The sequence below is a fragment of the Streptomyces sp. SID12501 genome (assembly GCF_010550245.1).
Taxonomy (GTDB): Bacteria; Actinomycetota; Actinomycetes; order Streptomycetales; family Streptomycetaceae; genus Streptomyces.
Genome location: NZ_JAAGLU010000016.1, coordinates 1 through 18,775 on the forward strand (window position 1 = coordinate 1; position 18,775 = coordinate 18,775).

Here is an 18,775-nt window from a genome sequence, read left to right on the forward strand (position 1 = left end):
AACGGGGAGATGAACTCCCACTCGGCATCCGAAAGTTGAGGTCGAGACACCCCACCGTTTTACTCCAGGACCCCCGGCTTTCCCACACCGGGGGCTCACCAGATCACGACTCCACACAGGCCCTAGGACCGCCCCTATGGTGGTCGCCCACACGACGTTCGAGATGGCCCGGGCCCGCCGGTCCGCCTCGGCGAGATCGGCGGCCGCGAACCGCGCCCCCAGATTCGCCGACGAGGCCGCACCGAACCCGGCCATGCCGCACAGCAGCAGCGGAAAACTGTCGATGACCGCCGCGAACACGACGACGCCCGCCCCCAGGGCCCCGACGAGATACCCCAGGATCAGCCCGGGGCGCCGCCCGCGCGCGGTCATCAGCGCCGCCATCGGCAGCGACGCCACCGCCGTGCCCGTGACCATCGCGGTGGGCGCGAGCCCGGACAGCGACTCGGTACCGCTGATCCGCTGGGCCAGTACGGAAGCGAGTGCGACGCCGGTGGCAACCCCGAGCCCGCCGAGGATCTGGCTCGCGACCAGCACACCGGAGACCCGGCGCCGCAACGCGGCCAGCTGCTCGCCCGCCACGGGCACGCCGACGCTCCGGTCGACGGCGGTCATCGTGGCCCGCACGCGTGGGCGAAAGACATGATCACTGGCACGGCCCCCCTGCTTCCGCACAGCATTCCCCCTACGGAACCTCTTCCCGTACGGGACTGTCCCCTCGTACCGATGCCTCCCTACCGATGAAACCCGTGGGTCCCGCGGCGGAAACCCTCAGAACAGGGGCTCGGGCAGCACTCCTTCGAGTGCGAGCAGCTTCCGCTTGGTCTCCAGGCCGCCCCCGAACCCGCCGAGGCCGCCATGGCTCTCCACAACCCGATGGCACGGCACCACGACCGGCAGCGGATTGGCGCCCATGGCCGCGCCGACCGCCTGCGCCGCGCCGGGCCGGCCGACCCGGTCGGCCAGGTCGCCGTACCCGACGACAGCGCCGTACGGCACACCTGACGCGAGTTCTCGCAGCACCTGCCGGTTGAATCCGGAGATCAGAGACCAGTCGAGCAGCAGTTCGAAATCGTGCAGCTCGCCCGCGAAATACGCCGCGAACTGACGTATCGCCTCGGCCAGGAGCGGTGACCCGGGCGCCTCGACGGGCTCCGCGCCCAGCCGGGAGGCGAGCCGCTCGACAGTCTTGTCGCGCACCGGATCCGTGGCATGGAACACCACGTTCACCAGGCCCTCGTGCGTCGCGGCCAGCAGCAGTGGGCCGATGTCGGTGCCGACAACCGCCCACACGACCCGCTGCCGGTTCTCCGGGTCCTGCCGCTCGTCCCGCCCGTGGCTGTCCATGCGCCCACCGTACGACCCGCCACTGACAACACCCGGCGCGCGGTTCGAGCGGGCGTGGACGGTCGACGAGTGACAGTGGAGTGACAACGGAAAAAGAGGTGCCGCACAGACGCGGATTGAACGGAGTTGCCCGAGTCCACACACTCCTGCCGCACAAGTGGGTCAAGGTCGTGTTTCTTTGCCGGAAAATCGTTCGACCCTTCCGGAGCCAGTCATACTCTCTGCCACAACCCTGACCGCTGGCCGGTCCTGGGGCAGGGGAGCGTTTCGGAGAATTCCGGGATGCAACAGGGCGGAAGGGCAGCCGCACATGCAGGGCACGGTCGACGGATTCAGCTACGGACTCGTCACCCCGCTGGTGGCCTACCTCATGGCCTGCCTGGGCGGTGCGCTGGGCCTGCGCTGCACCACCAGATCGATGCTGGTCGCCCAGTCGTGGCGACCGGGCTGGCTGGCGCTCGGCTCGGCCGCGATCGGCTCCGGCATATGGACCATGCACTTCGTCGCGATGATGGGGTTCACCGTCGAGGAGACCCCGATCAACTACGACAGAGGGCTGACCTTCGCCAGCCTGGGCGTCGCCATCCTCATGGTCGGTGTCGGGATCTTCATCGTCGGCTACCGGGGCGCGAGCGGAACGGCACTGTTCACCGGGGGCACCATCACGGGCCTCGGCATCGCCTCGATGCACTACCTGGGCATGGCCGGAATGCGCCTCAACGGGAAGCTGGAGTACAACACCTTCACCGTCTCCGCCTCGGTCGTGATAGCCGTCGTGGCCGCCACCGCCGCACTGTGGGCGGCCGGGCAGATCCGCGGCTTCCTGTGGAGCGTGGGCGCCAGCCTCGTCATGGGACTCGCCGTCAGCGGCATGCACTACACGGGCATGGCCGCCCTGCGGGTCCACCTCCACACCGCGCCCGGGAGTCCGGACGGAGACTCGCCCGCCACCCTGCTCGCCCCTTTGACGATCGGCCCGCTGGCCTTCCTCCTGCTGGCCGGCGTCGTCGTGCTGTTCGACCCGCTGATGGTCATGGGCAAGCCCGGGCGTCGCCCCGCCGACAACAAGCCCGGCATCCCGGCCCACCCGGCCGTCCCGCACCCCGGTCGACGCCTCCCGCCGCGCCCCGGCCGGCGGCACGAGCACCGCAGCTCCCGCACCCCGCAGAACCGGTGATCGGGGCCCGTTGATGCTCCTATTGGCTGTCAAGCGGCTTGGAGCCAGTCGCGGTAGGCGCGGGTGAGGTCGTCGTCTCGGCGGATTCCGCGTTCGAGGGTGGAGATGGTGGCGGGCCAGACTCCGAGGTGTTGTGCCGCAGCGGTGAGGGTGAGGTTCTTGGACTGCCGCAGGGGCCGTAGGTCGGCGATACCGGGGACGGTGACCGTGGTGGTCAGGCAGCGGAACACCTCCCGGGCGATGGCCCGTTTCAGGAGCCGGATGATTTCCTTCTTGGTCCGTCCGGCGGCGCTCTGGCGCGTGACGTAGTCGCGGGTGCGGATATCGCTGGACATGCGGACCAGGGCGATGCGGTAGAGGGCGGCGTTGGCCTGCCGGTCGCCGCCGCGTGAGAGGCGGTGGCGGTTTGTCCGGCCGCTGGAGGCGGGCACCGGTGCGGTTCCGCAGAGGGCTGCGAAGGAGGCTTCGCTACGCATGCGTTCGGGGTTGCCGCCTGCGGTGACGAGCAGCTGGGCCGCGGTGTCGGGGCCGACTCCGTAGACGGCCCGCAGGCCGGGGTTGTGGACGGTGACCTGGCCGGCGGAAGCCATGAGAACAGGTCCCGGCGGCCGGACAGAACAACGGGAAGACAGCCCAGCAGGACGTCAGTCAGTGGGAGAGCCACGACCACCGGAACCTGAGTACCAGCATCAATGTCAGTGGGGGGTCGTACGGTGGATGCATGCGGCCTGTTTCCAAGATCGAACGCACGGTGGCGCCCTTCGAGGTCATCAGCCCCTACCAGCCGAGCGGTGACCAGCCGGCTGCCATCGCCGAGCTGGCTCGGCGTATCGAAGCAGGTGAGAAGGACGTCGTGCTCCTCGGCGCGACCGGCACCGGCAAGTCCGCCACCACCGCGTGGATGATCGAGAAGCTTCAGCGCCCCACGCTCGTCATGGCGCCGAACAAGACCCTGGCCGCCCAACTGGCGAACGAGTTCAGGGAACTCCTCCCGAACAACGCCGTCGAGTACTTCGTCTCGTACTACGACTACTACCAGCCCGAGGCGTACGTCCCCCAGTCGGACACCTACATCGAGAAGGACTCCTCGATCAACGAGGAGGTCGAACGCCTGCGCCACTCCGCGACCAACTCGCTGCTCACCCGGCGGGACGTGATCGTGGTCGCCTCCGTGTCCTGCATCTACGGCCTCGGTACTCCGCAGGAGTACGTGGACCGGATGGTCCCCCTCAAGGTCGGCGAGGAGATCGACCGGGACCAGCTGCTGCGCCGCTTCGTCGACATCCAGTACACGCGCAACGACCTGGCCTTCACCCGCGGCACGTTCCGCGTGCGCGGCGACACCATCGAGATCTTCCCGGTCTACGAGGAGCTGGCCGTCCGCATCGAGATGTTCGGCGACGAGATCGAGGCCCTCTCCACCCTCCACCCGCTCACCGGCGAGATCATCAGCGAAGACGAGCACATGTACGTCTTCCCTGCCACGCACTACGTGGCAGGGCCGGAGCGCACCGCGCGGGCCGTCAACGACATCGAGAAGGAACTCGCCGAGCGTCTCGCCGAACTGGAGAAGCAGAACAAGCTCCTGGAGGCCCAGCGCCTGCGGATGCGGACGACGTACGACCTCGAGATGCTCCGCCAGATCGGCTCATGCTCCGGAGTCGAGAACTACTCGATGCACTTCGACGGCCGCCTCCCCGGCTCCCCGCCGAACACCCTGATCGACTACTTCCCGGACGACTTCCTGCTCGTCATCGACGAGTCACACAACACGGTCCCGCAGATCGGCGCCATGTACGAGGGCGACGCGTCCCGCAAGCGCACACTCGTCGACCACGGCTTCCGGCTGCCCTCAGCGCTGGACAACCGCCCCCTGAAGTGGGAGGAGTTCCAAAAGCGCATCGGACAGACCGTCTACCTGTCGGCGACCCCCGGCAAGTACGAGCTGTCCCGTGGCGACGGCTTTGTCGAGCAGATCATCCGCCCCACCGGCCTCATCGACCCCGAGGTCGTCGTCAAGCCCACCGAGGGCCAGATCGACGACCTGGTGCACGAGATCCGCACGCGCGCCGAGAAGGACGAGCGTGTCCTGGTCACCACGCTCACCAAGAAGATGGCCGAGGACCTCACCGACTACTTCCTGGAACTCGGCATCCAGGTCCGCTATCTGCACAGCGACGTCGACACCCTGCGCCGGATCGAGCTGCTGCGCGAACTGCGCGCCGGCGAGTTCGACGTCCTGGTCGGCATCAACCTCCTCCGGGAGGGTCTCGACCTTCCGGAGGTGTCCCTGGTGTCGATCCTCGACGCCGACAAGCAGGGCTTCCTGCGCTCCGCCACCTCCCTGATCCAGACCATCGGCCGCGCGGCGCGCAATGTGTCCGGCCAGGTCCACATGTACGCGGACAAGATCACCCCGGCGATGGAGCAGGCCATCGACGAGACCAACCGCCGCCGTGAGAAGCAGGTCGCGTACAACAAGGAGCGGGGCATCGACCCGCAGCCGCTCCGCAAGAAGATCAACGACATCGTCGCGCAGATCGCCCGCGAGGACGTCGACACGGAACAGCTCCTCGGCTCGGGTTACCGCAAGTCGAAGGACGGCAAGGCCCCGGTGCCCGCGCTCGGCAAGGCGGCCAGGGGAGCCCGGGCAGGCAAGGGCAAGGCCGGGGAGACGGTGCCGACGGACCGCCCCGCGGCCGAACTCGCCGACCAGATCGAGGAGATGACGGCACGGATGCGCGCCGCCGCGGCCGACCTGCAGTTCGAGGTCGCCGCCCGGCTGCGCGACGAGGTGTCGGAGATGAAGAAGGAACTGCGGCAGATGAAGGAGGCGGGCATCGCCTGACTGCCGCACGGGACACCCGTGGTGCCGGCCGTCGCACCGGAAGGGCACCCCGACCGGTGTCCGTGAGCTGCGTCGTACTCGCAGTGTTGCAAGACCGACACAAAGTGCGCCCGAGGCTTCGGCACTGTCAGTGCCCCTGCGTAGGGTTCAGGTCATCCGCGGACCCCGCGGAAACAGGGGACGGCTCGAGAGGGGAACAGCGCGTGGTGGACGTATCCAAGGGTGGAACGCCCAGTGGCAGCGTCAATCTGACCAAGGGTCAGGCCATCAACCTGCAGAAGAACGACGGGGGCACCCTGACCGCGGTGCGGATGGGCCTCGGTTGGCAGGCGGCTCCCCGGCGTGGCCTGTTCGGCTCCCGTACGCGGGAGATCGACCTCGACGCCTCTGCCGTGTTGTTCGCCGACAAGCAGCCCGTCGACGTCGTGTTCTTCCGTCATCTGGTGAGCGACGACGGTTCCGTGCGGCACACCGGTGACAACCTCGTCGGCGGTGTCGGCCAGGGTGGTGACGACGAGGCGATCCTCGTCGACCTGCCGCGGGTGCCGGTTCACATCGACCAGATCGTCTTCACCGTGAACTCGTTCACGGGCCAGACCTTCCAGGAGGTGCAGAACGCGTTCTGCCGTTTGGTCGACGAGACCAACGGTGACGAACTCGCCCGCTACACACTGGACGGCGGCGGCCAGTACACGGCCCAGATCATGGCGAAGGTGCACCGCGCGGGCACCGGCTGGCAGATGACCGCCCTTGGCACGCCTGCCAACGGCCGCACCTTCCAGGACCTGATGCCCGCGATCCTGCCGCACCTGTAGCCGGGCCCGGGCAGCGCACGGAACAACAGAACGACACGGGGGGACGAAGGCGATGACGGCCGAGTTGGTCCGGGGGCAGAACCATCCGCTCTCCCAGGTCCGTCTCGAAGTGCGGATCTCGGCCGGCGCGCCGATCGTGGCCGGGGCCACGATCGGCGACGAGCAGGGCAAGGTCCACGGCGTCGAGTGGGTGGCTCATCCCGGTGCGCCCACGCTTCCGGGCCTGGAGGTCTCCAAGCAGGCGGCGGCCGACCACCGGCTCGCCGTGGACCTGGGTGCCATGCCGGAGTCAGTGCACCGGATCAGCGTGCTGCTCGCTCTGCCGTCCGGTGTGGGCGGGCCCGTCCGCTTCGGCGCCGTCGCCGCACCCGTCGTCGCCGTCACCGGCCTCGACGGCACCGAGGTCGCCAGTTACACGATCACGGGCCTGGAGTCCGAGTCGGCTGTGGTCGCCCTGGAGCTCTACCGCAGACAGGACGCCTGGAAGGTACGCGCCATCGGCCAGGGGTACTCCGGCGGCCTCACCGAACTCCTCACCGACCAGGGCCTCCCCGAGGCCCGTCGGCTCGCGGACGTCATCGACGCGGCGGTGGCCCAGGCCCACTCCCGCTCGGTCGCGCCCCCGCCGTCCCGCACGCAGGACGGCGACCGCACCCGCCGTACCGCGTCGTCCCCCGCACCCGCGCAGTCCGCGTCTCCGTACGCGGCTCAGGGATCGCAGGACACCCCGGTTCCCGGCGCACCGGAGCCGGTGAGCCCGGTGGTCCAGGGTGGCCAGGGCACTGGTTCCGCCCAACCCGCGTCACCGTACGAAGCCCAGGACCCGCCGCACACCCCGGCACAGGCCGACCCTTCTGGCCCCCCGCAGTCGTCCGCTCCCGCCGGAGCGCCGATCAACTACAGCCATCCCAGCCGTCGTACGGCCCCTCCGCCACCGGCCCCGCCGACCGCACCCCCGGCCCAGTCGGGACAGGCGGCGCGGCCGGTCGCGGGGGACGCCACCGGGTGGTCGATGGACGAGCGGCTCTACAACCAGGTCTGGGGCATGTTCGAGGACCTGGCGCGTACCGTCGCCGCATACCGCAGCGCCGTGGACTTCGCCGACTCGCGCCTTGAAAAGGAGATCGACAAGGCGCTGGCCGATCCCCGAAGCCGGGTCGGCGGCCGGGGCGACGCCGCCCGGGAAGCGGCCCGTGCCAAGCAGGTCCAGCTCGTCGACCAGGCCCGCGCCGCCCTCGACCGCGACCTCTCCCAGCTCACCGCCGAGGCCGAGGTCGTCGAGCCCGCGCTGCCCCTGTCCTACGCGAGCTGGGACAACCCTGTCTGGCACGGCTACCGCGTACCGATGGAGATGCCGATGGCGCTGCGGCTGGGCGACCTGAGGCTGCCCGAGAGCGACGAGCTGAGCATCCCGATGCTCGTCCGGCTGCCGTTGGAGCGCGGCCTGTGGATCGACAGCGGCGGTGAGTCCCTCGACGGTTCGTTCCTCGACTCCGACGAGCTGCGGCGGCTCGCCATGGAGATGGCGGTCACGCACGCCGCCCGGCTGCTCGCCGTCCATCCGGCGGGCGAATTCGCCGTGCACGTCATCGATCCGGCGGGTTCGGGCGCCCCGGCCCTCGGGCCGCTGGTGCGGACCGGTGTGCTCGCGGGTCCGCCCGCTGCCGGAGCGGCCGGTGTCGCGGACGTCCTGGGCCGGCTGACCCAGCGCGTCGACCTCGTGCAGATGGCGGTGCGTGGCGGCGCGGCCGACTCGCTGCCGCCCGACCTCGACACCGCTCAGCAGCTGTTGATCGTCAATGACTTCCCGCACGGTTTCGACGACCGGGCGGTGACCCAGCTGCGCTATCTCGCGGACGAGGGCCCAGCCGTCGGCGTCCATCTGATGATGGTCGCGGACCGCGAGGACGCAGCGGCCTACGGACCGTTGCTCGACCCCCTCTGGCGTTCGCTCATGCGACTCACTCCGGTACCCGACGACCACCTTGCCGACCCGTGGGTCGGTCATGCGTGGACGTACGAGCCGTCGGTCGTCCCGCGTGGCAGCCAGGTGCTCCAGCAGGTGCTCAGCCAGGTCGCGGCGGCCCGCCGCTCATGGAACCGCTGACGCCTGCGGGCACTTCACCAAGCATCCGTAAAGTCTCCTGACCTGCGGACTTTGATTTTATTTTACCAATCTCTTTACCTTTCCTTGGTGATTGGGGTACTGTTTTTCCAACGGAGGGGAGTACTCCCTACCTGCTGCGGCGTACCCGTCAATACGGATCGATCCAGATCCCGGGGCGTCGGCCCGCAGGCATCCGGGCGCGAGAAGGAGCCCGACTGTCGCGGGTGGAAGAGACCTCCGGTAGCGACGACGCTGAAATTTGCCGTTACTACTGCCGGAGGCGCAGTGAATGTTTCCGTGGCCCTATGGGTCCTGACCATCGTGGGTCTCGCCGCTCTGATCGCGGTGGACTTCTTCATCGGGCGCAAGCCCCACGACGTATCCATCAAGGAAGCCGGAATCTGGACGGTTGTCTGGATAGCCCTGGCCGGGCTCTTCGGCCTGGGGCTGCTCGTCTTCAGTGGCGGTGAGCCCGCCGGTGAGTTCTTCGCGGGCTTCATCACCGAGAAGTCGTTGAGCGTCGACAACCTCTTCGTCTTCGTCCTGATCATGGCGAAGTTCGCGGTGCCCTCGCAGTACCAGCAGCGGGTGCTTCTCGTCGGTGTCCTCATAGCGCTCGTCCTGCGGGCGATATTCATCGCCGCCGGCGCCGCGATCCTCGCGAGCTTCGCGTGGGTGTTCTACATCTTCGGTGCCTTCCTCATCTGGACCGCCTGGAAGCTGATCCAGGAGGCCCGCACCGACGACGAGGACGAGGGGTTCGAGGAGAACAAGCTGCTCAAGGCTGTCGAGAAGCGATTCGGTGTGGCCGATCGCTACCACGGCACCAAGCTGTGGATCGAGGAGAACGGCAAGCGGATCATGACGCCGATGCTGGTCGTGATGCTCGCGATCGGTACCACGGACGTCCTGTTCGCCCTCGACTCGATCCCGGCGATCTTCGGCCTGACCCAGGACCCGTACATCGTCTTCACCGCCAACGCCTTCGCCCTGATGGGCCTGCGTCAGCTGTACTTCCTCATCGGCGGTCTGCTGAGGAAGCTGGTCCACCTCTCGTACGGCCTGTCGGTCATCCTCGGCTTCATCGGCGTCAAGCTGGTGCTGCACGCGCTGCACGAGTCCGGCGTCCACGTACCGGAGATCTCCATACCGGTCTCCCTCGGCGTGATCTGCGGAGTCCTGGTGGTCACCACCATCACCAGCCTGATCGCCTCCAGGAAGCAGGAGGCGGCCGAGGCGGCGCAGAAGGAGAGCGAAGGCGCTCCGAAGGACAGCATCGGCGCCTGACCACGTCGGACGTAGGAACAACCACCATCGGGAGCGGGGCGCGGCGAATTGCCGAGCACCGTTCCCGGTGCTTCGTTGGGTGGTGAGCGTCCCTTGCCGGGGACGCCACGGCCGGGTGGAGAAATCGTGGACACAGCGACGAAGTTCGTTCAGATCATCGACATCGAGACCGACCGGATGGAGGAGATGCGGGCGCTGGTGCAAGAGACCGACAAGCGCCTCGCCGGCCGTGCCGGCGGACCCACGCACCGCCTCGTTCTGCAGGACAGGAACCAGCCCAACAGGTTCCTGGTGATGATCGAGTTCGAGTCGTACGACGAGGCCATGCGCAACAGCGCCGACCCCGAGACGAGCAGGATGGCGTCGCAACTTGCCTCACTGTGTACGAGGCCGCCGACGTTCACCGACTGCGACGTACGGGAGACGACCGAGCTGAAGTAGCGGCAGCGGGACACCGAGCGTGCCCCGCGGCGGCAGGCGGTCGACCCGTGCCGCCGTGGGGCTCCGGCCCGTCGAACCGGTGCGAGGGGCGGGTGAGAGGGCTCGGGGCAGGGGGAACATGCGCCCGGGTTTTCGGGGCAGCAGGTCGAAGCCGGGAAGATCGTGAGGGGCAGTGCAGTGTGGAGGACCGTCTGTGGGGTCGGCGTGAGGGAGCGTGCGCAGATCGGCGTGGGCATGCGTGGCCCGAACCCGTCTGCGAGGATCGCTGAATGATCGTCACGTTGCGGTCGCTCGTGACGCGGTGGACGGCCGTCGTGCCGGTGGCCGCGGTCGTCCTGCTGGTGTTCACGTGGGGACGAGATCTTCCCGGCGTGGTCGTCGCGCTGGTGACACTGGTCCTCGCGGGAGCAGTACTGGCCGCCGTGCACCACGCAGAGGTGATCGCTCACCGGGTCGGTGAACCCTTCGGCTCGCTCGTGCTGGCCGTCGCCGTCACGATCATCGAGGTCGCCCTGATCGTCACGCTGATGGCGGACGGCGGGGACAAGAGCTCCACCCTGGCCAGGGACACCGTCTTCGCGGCCGTGATGATCACCTGCAACGGCATCGTCGGACTCAGTCTGCTCACCGCCTCGATCCGTCATGGGACCGCCGTCTTCAACCCGGAGGGCACCGGCGCCGCCCTCGCGACGGTCGCGACGCTGGCCACGCTCAGCCTGGTGCTGCCGACGTTCACCACGAGCAAGCCGGGCCCGGAGTTCTCCACCGCCCAGCTCACCTTCGCCGCGCTCGCCTCACTGGTCCTGTACGGCCTGTTCGTGGCGACCCAGACCGTGCGGCACCGCGACTACTTCCTGCCGGTGACCCGGCAGGGCGATGTCATCACCGCGGACGCTCACGCGGAGCTGCCGACCGGCCGTGACGTCCGGATCAGCCTGGGGCTGCTGGGCCTGGCGCTGATCGGCGTGGTCGGCCTCGCGAAGGGAGTGTCGCCCACCATCGAGTCCGGGGTGGAGGCGGCCGACCTGCCGCATGCCGTCGTCGGCGTGATCATCGCCCTGCTCGTCCTGCTTCCCGAGACCATCGCCGCGCTGCGCTCCGCGCGCCGCGACCGGGTGCAGACCAGCCTGAACCTCGCCCTCGGATCCGCGATGGCCAGCATCGGCCTGACCATCCCCGCCGTGGCCCTGGCGTCCATCTGGCTGTCCGGGCCACTGGTCCTCGGCCTCGGCTCCACCCACATGGTGTTGCTCGCCCTGACCGTGGTGGTCGGTTCGCTGACGGTGGTGCCCGGGCGGGCCACGCCGCTCCAGGGAGGCGTACATCTGGTGCTGTTCGCCGCCTACCTGGAGCTGGCGATCAATCCGTGACCACCGCGCCGCAGGTCACTCCGTGGCCGGTACGGCGGCGAGGCGGGGCACCGGCCGGGTCTCCGGCAGCAACGCGAAGCACCCCAGGCTGAACAGCGCGATCCCCGACAGATAGGCGCCCACGCCCCACGGGACCCGGCCCCCGTGCTCGGCGAGGGCGGTCGCCACGATCGGCGTGAGCGCGCCGCCGAGAACCCCGCCGAGGTTGTAGCCGACCGCGGCGCCCGTGCACCGTATGCGGGGCTCGTACAGCTCCGGCAGATACGCGGCGATCACCGCGAACATCGTGACGAACGCGATCATCGCCACCAGGAAGCCGAGGAACATCAGCAGCGGTTCGCCGGTCGACAGCAGCGCGACCATCGGGCACATCCACAGGGCGGCGGCCCCGCAGCCGGTCAGACACAGCGGGCGGCGACCGTAGCGGTCCCCCAGGAGCGCCATCACGGGCGTCAGGGCGCCCTTGACCACCACCGCGGCCATGATGCAGGCCAGCATGACGGTACGGCTGACACCGAGCCGTTCGGTCCCGTAGGCGAGGGACCAGGTGGTCACCGCGTAGAACACCGCGTAGCCGACCGAGAGCGCGCCCGCCGTCAGCAGGACCAGCCGCCAGTGGTCGCGCACCACCTCGGCGAGCGGCACGCGCGCGTGGTCGTCGATCTCCAGGAAGCCCGGGCTCTCGGTGAGCGACGAACGCAGCCACAGCCCTGCCAGAGCGAGTACCCCGGCCGCCCAGAACGGCACTCGCCACCCCCACGAGGCGAACTGCGCCTCCGTGAGGGACACCGACAGCGCCAGCATCACACCGTTGGCGAGCAGGAAGCCCACCGCGGGGCCGATCTGCGGGAAGCTCGACCACAGGGCGCGCCGTTCGGCGGGCGCGTGCTCCGCGGTCAGCAGGACCGCCCCGCCCCACTCCCCGCCGAGCCCGAGCCCCTGGAGGAAACGCAGCACCAGGAGGAGGACGGGAGCGGCGGTGCCGATCGACTCGTACGTCGGTACGCAGCCGACCGCGACCGTCGACGCACCGGTCAGCAGCAGTGAGGCGACGAGGACCGGTCGCCGCCCGCGCCGGTCCCCGATGTGCCCGAACAGCACCGCCCCCAGCGGCCGGGCGACGAACCCCACACCGAACGTCCCGAAGGCGGCCAGCGTCCCGGCCACCGGCGAGAACGTCGGGAAGAACAGTGGCCCCAGAACCAGTGCGGCGGCGGTCCCGTAGACGAAGAAGTCGTAGAACTCGATGGCCGTCCCCGCGAGCGAGGCGGCGGCCAGCCGCACCATGGAAGGCGCCCTTGCCGTGCGTACGTCGTGCATACCGCGTCAACCACCCACGGAGATCGCACGTTACGGGGACGCGTGGGGCCGATCTGGATCAGTACGTCACGCTGATGCGCCGGTCGGGACCGTCCACCCGTACCGACCCTCCATAGGGGATGACGAGTTGCGGATCCGTGTGCCCGAAGTCCACGTCGAAGACGGTCATCAGGCCGGGAGCGTAGGCGCGCAGCGCGTGCTGGACCGCCTCCCGCTGCTCGGCGGCGTAACGGGCGCCCTCCTCGGGGCTGTTGGGGCGCTCGAAGGACCAGGTCTTCGCGCGCCCCATCAGCAGCGCGGAGAAGCGCTGGAGCAGTCCGCGTTCGCCTATGTTGCGCACCGTGCGGAAGACCTCCTCGCCGCTCGGCAGCTCCTCCGAGGTCTCCAGGAACAGCACTCCGCCGTCGTACGTCTTCGGATCGTGGGAGATCTCGCGGTCGGTCATCAGCAGCCAGCCGAGGATCTCCAGGCAGCCGCCCCAACCGGGGCCCTCCACCACGCGGTCGGCGTTCAGCCACGTCCAGCCGGTGCCCGGACGGGTCTCCGGTTCGCTGTCGAAGGTCGCGGGGTCGGCCCAGTCGCGGTCGACGTCGTTCCAGCGCTCGGCGGGCCGCAGTTCGTACTCGCCGGAGGTGAACAGGGCGGCCCGCAGGGACTCGGCGGTCAGCGGGTCCATGGCCCCGGGACGCCCGAACGCCGTCATCACGGTCGCGCCGTGGAAGCCGACGATCCCGGTGTTGTAGAGGTACGCCAGCAGGTTCGTGTTGTCGCTCATCCCGAAGAACGGCTTCGGGTTCGCCCGGATCAACTCCCGGTCCAGAAAAGTCAGTACGGTGATCTGGTCGTCGCCGCCGATCGTCGCGATGACCGCCTTGACATCCGGGTCGGAGAACGCGGCGTGGATGTCGTCGGCCCGCTCCTGGGGCGTCGAGCCCATCTTCCGGGTCGCCGGATACTCGACCGGTTCGAGCCCGAACTCCTTGCGCAGCCGCTCCAGACCCAGTTCGTGAGGGCGCGGGAAGAGCCCGGGCAGTCCGGCGCCCGGCGAGATGACGGCGATGCGGTCGCCGGGCGAGGGCTTTGGGGGATACGCAGGGGGCGTCATGCCGGGAGCGTACGAGCCGCCCCGTTGTGGGCGCACCGTGATAAACCGGGGCTGAGCAGCGGTCCCCGACGGGCCGTCACCCCTGAACGGACCGGAGGAACCGTGCCCCGCACCCTCGCCAACGCCCCGATCATGATCCTGAACGGCCCCAACCTGAACCTCCTGGGCCAGCGCCAGCCGGAGATCTACGGCTCCGACACACTCGCCGACGTCGAGGCCCTGTGCGCCAAGGCGGCGGCCGGGCACGGCGGCACAGTGGACCTCCGCCAGTCCAACCACGAGGGCGAGCTGGTCGACTGGATCCAGGAGGCACGCCTCAGCCACGCCGGCATCGTCATCAACCCCGGCGCCTACTCGCACACGTCCGTCGCGATCCTGGACGCGCTCAACACCTGCGACGGCATGCCGGTGCTGGAGGTCCACATCTCCAACATCCACCAGCGTGAGGCGTTCCGGCACCACTCGTACGTCTCACTGCGTGCCGACGGTGTCATCGCGGGGTGCGGTGTGCAGGGGTACGTGTTCGGGGTGGAGCGGGTCGCCGCGCTGGTGAAGGCGGCGACCGCGGGGGTGTGACCTACAGCCGTCCCGCCTCCACGATCCGCCGCAGGAACTGCCGGGTGCGCTCCTGCTGCGGATCGCCGAACACCTGCTCGGCCGTGCCGCGTTCCAGGACCACGCCGCCGTCGAGGAAGCAGATCTGGTCCGCGACATCGCGGGCGAAGCCCATCTCGTGGGTGGCCAGGACCATGGTCATGCCGTCGCCCTTCAGGTCCCGGACGACGGCGAGGACCTCGCCCACGAGTTCCGGGTCGAGGGCCGCGGTGATCTCGTCGAGGAGCAGCAGCCGGGGGCGTACGGCCAGGGCGCGGACGATCGCCGCCCGCTGCTGCTGGCCGCCGCTCAGCCGGTCCGGGTACTCGTCCGCCTTCGCGCCGAGCCCGAGCCGCTCAAGCAGCTCACGGGCGTACCGCTCCGCCTCAGCGCGCTCCACGCCGTGCACCCGGCGCGGAGCGAGGGTGATGTTCTCCAGGACCGTCATGTGCGGGAAGAGGTTGTAGGCCTGGAAGACCACGCCGATCCGGCGGCGCACGGCGTCCTGGTCGGTGCGCGGGTCGGTGATCTCCTCGCCGTCCAGCCAGATCGCGCCGTCGTCGATGTCCTCCAGCAGGTTCGCGCACCGCAGCAGCGTGGACTTGCCGGAGCCGGACGCGCCGATCAGAGCGGTCACCGTGTGCGGGGCGACCTCCAGATCGACGTCCCGCAGGACGACCGTGTCGCCGAACGTCTTGCGCACGGACTCCATACGTAGCACGGGGGAGGAGCCCCCGGGGATGTCGCTGGGGATGTTGCTCACAGTGATCCTCCCTGCGCCCGCTGCCGGTCCATCCGGGCCGTCACCCAGTCCGTGAAGCGGGTCATCGGGATGGTCAGCGCGACGAAGACCAGTCCCGCGACGATGTACGGCGTGTAGTTGAGACTGCGGCCCACGATGATGTCGGCAGCGCGTACGGCGTCGACCGCGCCGCCGATCGAGACGAGCCCGGTGTCCTTCTGCAGCGACACCAGGTCGTTCAGCAGCGGCGGCACCTGACGCCGTACGGCCTGGGGCAGCACGACGTACCGCAGCGACTGCCGGTTGGTCAGCCCGAGCGAGCGCGCCGCCGCCCGCTGCGACGGGTGTACGGACTCGATGCCGGCGCGGAACACCTCGGCGACGTACGCCGAGTACGTCAGCGTCAGCGCCGTACCGCCGAGGAGCACCGGGTCCACGGTGATGCCCTGGAGCCGCAGCGCCGGGACACCCAGGACGACGATCATCAGGTTGATGATCAGCGGGAGACCGCGGAAGAAGTCCGTGTACGCGGCTGCCAGTGCGCGCAGCGGGAAGAACACCGGGCCGCGCAGCGTGCGCGCGATGGCGATCAGCATGCCCAGGACGAGCACCGCGACACCGCAGATCAGCAGCAGCCGTACGTTGAGCCACAGCCCTTCGAGGACCTTGGGGAACGCCTCGCGCGCGTACTGCCCGTTGAAGAACGTCTCCTTGGTGCGTGGCCAGCCCGGCGCGCTCACGACGACCAGATAGAGGACGACGCCGGTGACGAGGGTGGACAGCGCGGCGATCGACGTGGCGCGGCGCGCACGGGTGCGCTTGTACCGCTCACGGTCGATCCGCCGCCGCGAAGGGACGTAACCGTCGCCCCGGTCCGGCAGGTCGCCCGGGCCCTCCTGCCCGGACTCCTCCTTCACTGCGGTCACTTGAGCACCGGTGCGTCGACGGCGTCCGACAGCCACTGCTTCTCGATCGAGGCGAGGGTGCCGTCCTTGCGCAGGGCGTCCACCGCGGTCGTCACGCACGAGGTGAGCGCGCTGCCCTTGTCGAGCACGAGCCCGAACTGCTCCGGAGCGGCGCCCTCGTTCTCGAACTGCCCGACGATCTTCGCGTCGGTCACCTCGGCGGCGGTGATGTAGAAGGCGGTCGGCAGGTCGACGACGATGGCGTCCACCTGGCCGTTCTGCAGCGCGGACTTGGCCTGGTCGTTCTTCGCGTACGCGGCCGGCTCCTGGGTCGGCTTCACCACGTCGTCGATGTAGTTGAGGCTGGTGGTGCCGACCTGGGCGCCCAGCTTGAGGCCCTTGAGATCCGCGATGCTCGTCGCCTTCGCGGCCTTGGAGGACTTCAGCGCGATGACGGCCTGGCGCACGTCGTAGTAGCCGGACGAGAAGTCCACGGCCTTCTTGCGCTCGGCGCTGATCGACACCTGGTTGATGTCGAAGTCGAAGGTCTTCGCCCCGGGCGCGAACGCCTTGTTGAAGGGCACGCTCTGCCACACGACGTTCGCCTTGTCGTAGCCGAGCTGCTGCGCCACGGCGTACGCGACCGCCGACTCGAAGCCCTCACCGTTGGCAGGCTTGTCGTCCTTGAACCAGGGCTCGTACGCGGGCTCGTCGGTGGCGATCGTCAGCTTGCCCGAGGTCTGGGTGGCCAACTTGCCCTTGGCACAGGTGGTTCCGGCCGTCCCGGTCGGTTTGGCGGCGCTCTCCTCCGGCTGTGGGGCACAGCCGACAGCGGTGGCGAGCAGGGCGACAGTGGCGGCGGAGAGCGCGCGGCGCAACATGTAAGGGGCAAGGTGCATGGCGGGAGAGTGGCAGCGGACCGTGCCATTTGTCCAGGTCACACGCGGAATTGTCCGCATAATGGGAACGTGTGTTGCGTTCGTGTGAACGCCGGGGCCGCCGACCGAGGGCGGGGATCGACAGGTCGGCGGCCCGTGCCGCTCAGGAGCCGTCATCCTGTGCGGGGCTGCTTTCAGTGGACTACGCCAGCGCGCACGCCGGGAGCGCGTGCGTACTCCCGGCGCGTGTGTTCGTTTCACACGGGGCGCGCGGTCATTAACTGCGCGCCCCAGGGCTGGAGTTCACCACCCCGTGTGCGCGGTCTCCGCCGGCCGGTTCACCAGCCCCGCGCGTGCCACTCCTGCAGGTGGGGCCGCTCCGCACCCAGGGTGGTGTCGTTGCCGTGTCCGGGGTAGACCCAGCTCTCGTCCGGGAGCGGATCGAAGATCTTCGTCTCCACGTCGTGGATCAGGCTGGCGAAGGCCTCAGGGTCCTTGCGCGTGTTACCCACGCCGCCGGGGAAGAGGCAGTCCCCGGTGAATACGTGCGGATGCCCGTGCGGGTCGTCGTAGACGAGCGCGATCGAGCCCGGCGTGTGCCCGACCAGATGGCGCGCGGTGAGTTCCACGCGCCCGACGCGGATCGTGTCCCCGTCACCGACCGGCACATCGGTCGGTACGGGGATGCCCTCGGCGTCGTCCCGGCCCGCGTACGTACGGGCACCGGTGGCCGCCACGACGTCCGCGAGCGCCTGCCAGTGGTCCCCGTGCTGGTGCGTGGTGACGACCGACGCGATGCCGTCGTCACCGATCAGTGTGATCAGCGTATGGGCGTCGTTCGCCGCGTCGATCAGCAACTGCTCGTCCGTGGCCCGGCAGCGCAGCAGATAGGCGTTGTTGTTCATCGGGCCCACCGCGACCTTGGTGATCATCAGGTCGGGCAACTCGTGCACATCGGCAGGGCCGCCGACCTTCACCGCTCCGCTGTACGTCATGACGTTCAGCCTATAGCGGCGGCGGTGACCCTAGAGCGGGGGCAGCGCGGGCAGGACGCCTCCCGGGACGTCGAGTTCCGCTCCGGTGCGGCGGCCGGAGAGCCACCCCAGCAGCTCGGGCGCCGGTCCGGTGACCGTGACCTCGGGCTCGGTCGCCCCGCTTCCCGTGCTCCACGCGCGTGTGCCGTCCGTGATCACCGTGGGCGGCACCTCGGGGTGGCCGCTGAACCGGTCGGCCAGGAACGTGATCTCCCGCTCCGTGAACTCCGCCGGGAGGTCTTCGAGCTCGTACCCGATCCCCAGGTCCACGTGGTGCAGCTCGACCTCGGCCCAGCGACGGAACGGCAACGTGGAAGCAATGTCGGTGACCCCGTTGCGCAGCTCCAGCGTGCGCGACCAGTCCGCCGGCGCTGCCCCCGCCTGCTGGAAGCGGGCCGCGCTGTCGCGCACGTCCGAGAGCTGTACGTCGAGAGGGCGTGGGGCGTCCCGCTCGATGCCGGCGTCCCGGGCCTCTCCGGAGACGTACATGGGACGTCCTTCGAGGGCGTTCACGAGGGCGTCCGCGTTGCGGGCGATGTGGGCGAGGACGTGGCCGCGGGTCCAGCCCGGCAACCGTGACGGTTCGGCCACCGAATCGTTGTTCAATTTCGCTGCTGCGGTGAGCAGCCGTTCCGTCGCGTCGCGTACAGATGCCAGGTCGCGCTCATGATCGAACATGGAGTCGACGATAGCCCCGCCACACGTTCGGGTGAAGGTGGTGGACCATGCCCGCAAATCGAATGTGCGTGCTATATGGTCGAGTGCGGCGTCGGGCATGCTGGATGGCCGGGGATTGTTACCGCCC

At 69.3% G+C, this 18,775-nt stretch carries 18 protein-coding genes and 1 pseudogene; 8 read left to right on the forward strand and 11 right to left on the reverse strand.

The window, feature by feature from the left end:
• Both G3I71_RS20155 and G3I71_RS20160 read right to left on the reverse strand, forming a co-directional pair.
• Positions 1-615: MFS transporter (locus tag G3I71_RS20155; protein ID WP_239149262.1), on the reverse strand; the 615-nt coding region annotated here is incomplete at its 3' end.
• A 156-nt stretch (positions 616-771) separates the two neighbouring features.
• Positions 772-1,347: a methylated-DNA--[protein]-cysteine S-methyltransferase gene (locus tag G3I71_RS20160; protein ID WP_164316214.1), complete on the reverse strand. Its 576-nt coding sequence runs from the start codon at positions 1,345-1,347 to the stop codon at positions 772-774.
• Positions 1,348-1,657: 310 nt separating this feature from the next.
• Here G3I71_RS20160 and G3I71_RS20165 point away from each other — a divergent pair, with 310 nt between their 5' ends.
• The gene (locus G3I71_RS20165) at positions 1,658-2,524 is read left to right on the forward strand and encodes an MHYT domain-containing protein (RefSeq protein ID WP_164316215.1); all 867 of its coding nucleotides are present in this window, start codon (positions 1,658-1,660) and stop codon (positions 2,522-2,524) included.
• Positions 2,525-2,553: 29 nt separating this feature from the next.
• Here G3I71_RS20165 and G3I71_RS52730 read toward each other — a convergent pair whose 3' ends face one another.
• Together G3I71_RS52730 and G3I71_RS51230 are read right to left on the reverse strand one after the other, a co-directional pair.
• Positions 2,554-2,754 (reverse strand): helix-turn-helix domain-containing protein, encoded by a 201-nt coding sequence (locus G3I71_RS52730; RefSeq protein ID WP_343243020.1) that lies wholly within the window; start codon positions 2,752-2,754, stop codon positions 2,554-2,556.
• Positions 2,737-3,069: pseudogene (locus G3I71_RS51230) on the reverse strand (transposase); the annotation flags it as partial. The pseudogene G3I71_RS51230 and the gene G3I71_RS52730, both read right to left, overlap by 18 nt.
• 176 nt (positions 3,070-3,245) lie before the next feature.
• On the opposite strand from G3I71_RS51230, the gene uvrB reads away from it, so the two are divergent.
• The 6 genes from uvrB (at position 3,246) to G3I71_RS20200 (ending at position 11,392) form a co-directional block, all read left to right on the forward strand.
• Entirely contained in the window at positions 3,246-5,372 is a 2,127-nt protein-coding gene (uvrB, locus tag G3I71_RS20175; RefSeq protein WP_164316216.1) for an excinuclease ABC subunit UvrB, read from the forward strand.
• A gap of 248 nt (positions 5,373-5,620) precedes the next feature.
• Positions 5,621-6,187 carry a TerD family protein gene (locus G3I71_RS20180; RefSeq protein ID WP_164316392.1) on the forward strand — a complete coding sequence of 189 codons (567 nt, stop codon included), beginning with the start codon at positions 5,621-5,623 and terminating at the stop codon, positions 6,185-6,187.
• A gap of 52 nt (positions 6,188-6,239) precedes the next feature.
• Complete coding sequence (locus tag G3I71_RS20185) at positions 6,240-8,294, forward strand: TerD family protein (protein WP_164316217.1); 2,055 nt, start codon at positions 6,240-6,242, stop codon at positions 8,292-8,294.
• Between the two features lie 285 nt (positions 8,295-8,579).
• The gene (locus G3I71_RS20190; RefSeq protein ID WP_343243012.1) at positions 8,580-9,581 is read left to right on the forward strand and encodes a TerC family protein; all 1,002 of its coding nucleotides are present in this window, start codon (positions 8,580-8,582) and stop codon (positions 9,579-9,581) included.
• 126 nt (positions 9,582-9,707) lie between these two features.
• A complete protein-coding gene (locus G3I71_RS20195) occupies positions 9,708-10,022 on the forward strand; it encodes a hypothetical protein (protein ID WP_164316219.1) in 315 nt (104 codons plus the stop codon).
• Positions 10,023-10,291: 269 nt separating this feature from the next.
• Positions 10,292-11,392: a calcium:proton antiporter gene (locus G3I71_RS20200; RefSeq protein ID WP_164316220.1), complete on the forward strand. Its 1,101-nt coding sequence runs from the start codon at positions 10,292-10,294 to the stop codon at positions 11,390-11,392.
• Positions 11,393-11,407: 15 nt separating this feature from the next.
• On the opposite strand, the gene G3I71_RS20205 is transcribed toward G3I71_RS20200, so the two are convergent.
• Both G3I71_RS20205 and G3I71_RS20210 read right to left on the reverse strand, forming a co-directional pair.
• The gene (locus tag G3I71_RS20205; RefSeq protein WP_239149256.1) at positions 11,408-12,712 is read right to left on the reverse strand and encodes an MFS transporter; all 1,305 of its coding nucleotides are present in this window, start codon (positions 12,710-12,712) and stop codon (positions 11,408-11,410) included.
• A 58-nt stretch (positions 12,713-12,770) separates the two neighbouring features.
• Positions 12,771-13,817, reverse strand: a complete 1,047-nt coding sequence (locus G3I71_RS20210; RefSeq protein ID WP_164316221.1) for a S66 peptidase family protein — start codon at positions 13,815-13,817, stop codon at positions 12,771-12,773.
• A gap of 102 nt (positions 13,818-13,919) precedes the next feature.
• On the opposite strand from G3I71_RS20210, the gene aroQ reads away from it, so the two are divergent.
• Entirely contained in the window at positions 13,920-14,393 is a 474-nt protein-coding gene (gene aroQ / locus G3I71_RS20215) for a type II 3-dehydroquinate dehydratase (RefSeq protein WP_164316222.1), read from the forward strand.
• Position 14,394: 1 nt separating this feature from the next.
• Here the strand turns inward: aroQ and G3I71_RS20220 are convergent, their stop codons facing one another.
• The 5 genes from G3I71_RS20220 to G3I71_RS20240 all read right to left on the reverse strand — a co-directional run bounded on the left by G3I71_RS20220 (position 14,395) and on the right by G3I71_RS20240 (position 18,648).
• Entirely contained in the window at positions 14,395-15,123 is a 729-nt protein-coding gene (locus G3I71_RS20220) for an amino acid ABC transporter ATP-binding protein (protein WP_164316394.1), read from the reverse strand.
• A 47-nt stretch (positions 15,124-15,170) separates the two neighbouring features.
• Entirely contained in the window at positions 15,171-16,079 is a 909-nt protein-coding gene (locus G3I71_RS20225; RefSeq protein ID WP_164316223.1) for an amino acid ABC transporter permease, read from the reverse strand.
• Entirely contained in the window at positions 16,076-16,957 is an 882-nt protein-coding gene (locus G3I71_RS20230; protein ID WP_164316224.1) for an ABC transporter substrate-binding protein, read from the reverse strand. Before G3I71_RS20230 ends, G3I71_RS20225 begins: the two co-directional genes overlap by 4 nt.
• A gap of 317 nt (positions 16,958-17,274) precedes the next feature.
• Complete coding sequence (locus tag G3I71_RS20235; protein WP_164316225.1) at positions 17,275-17,931, reverse strand: MBL fold metallo-hydrolase; 657 nt, start codon at positions 17,929-17,931, stop codon at positions 17,275-17,277.
• Positions 17,932-17,961: 30 nt separating this feature from the next.
• On the reverse strand, positions 17,962-18,648 hold the full coding sequence (locus G3I71_RS20240) for a maleylpyruvate isomerase family mycothiol-dependent enzyme (RefSeq protein ID WP_164316226.1): 687 nt from the start codon (positions 18,646-18,648) through the stop codon (positions 17,962-17,964).
• Positions 18,649-18,775 lie beyond the last annotated feature (127 nt).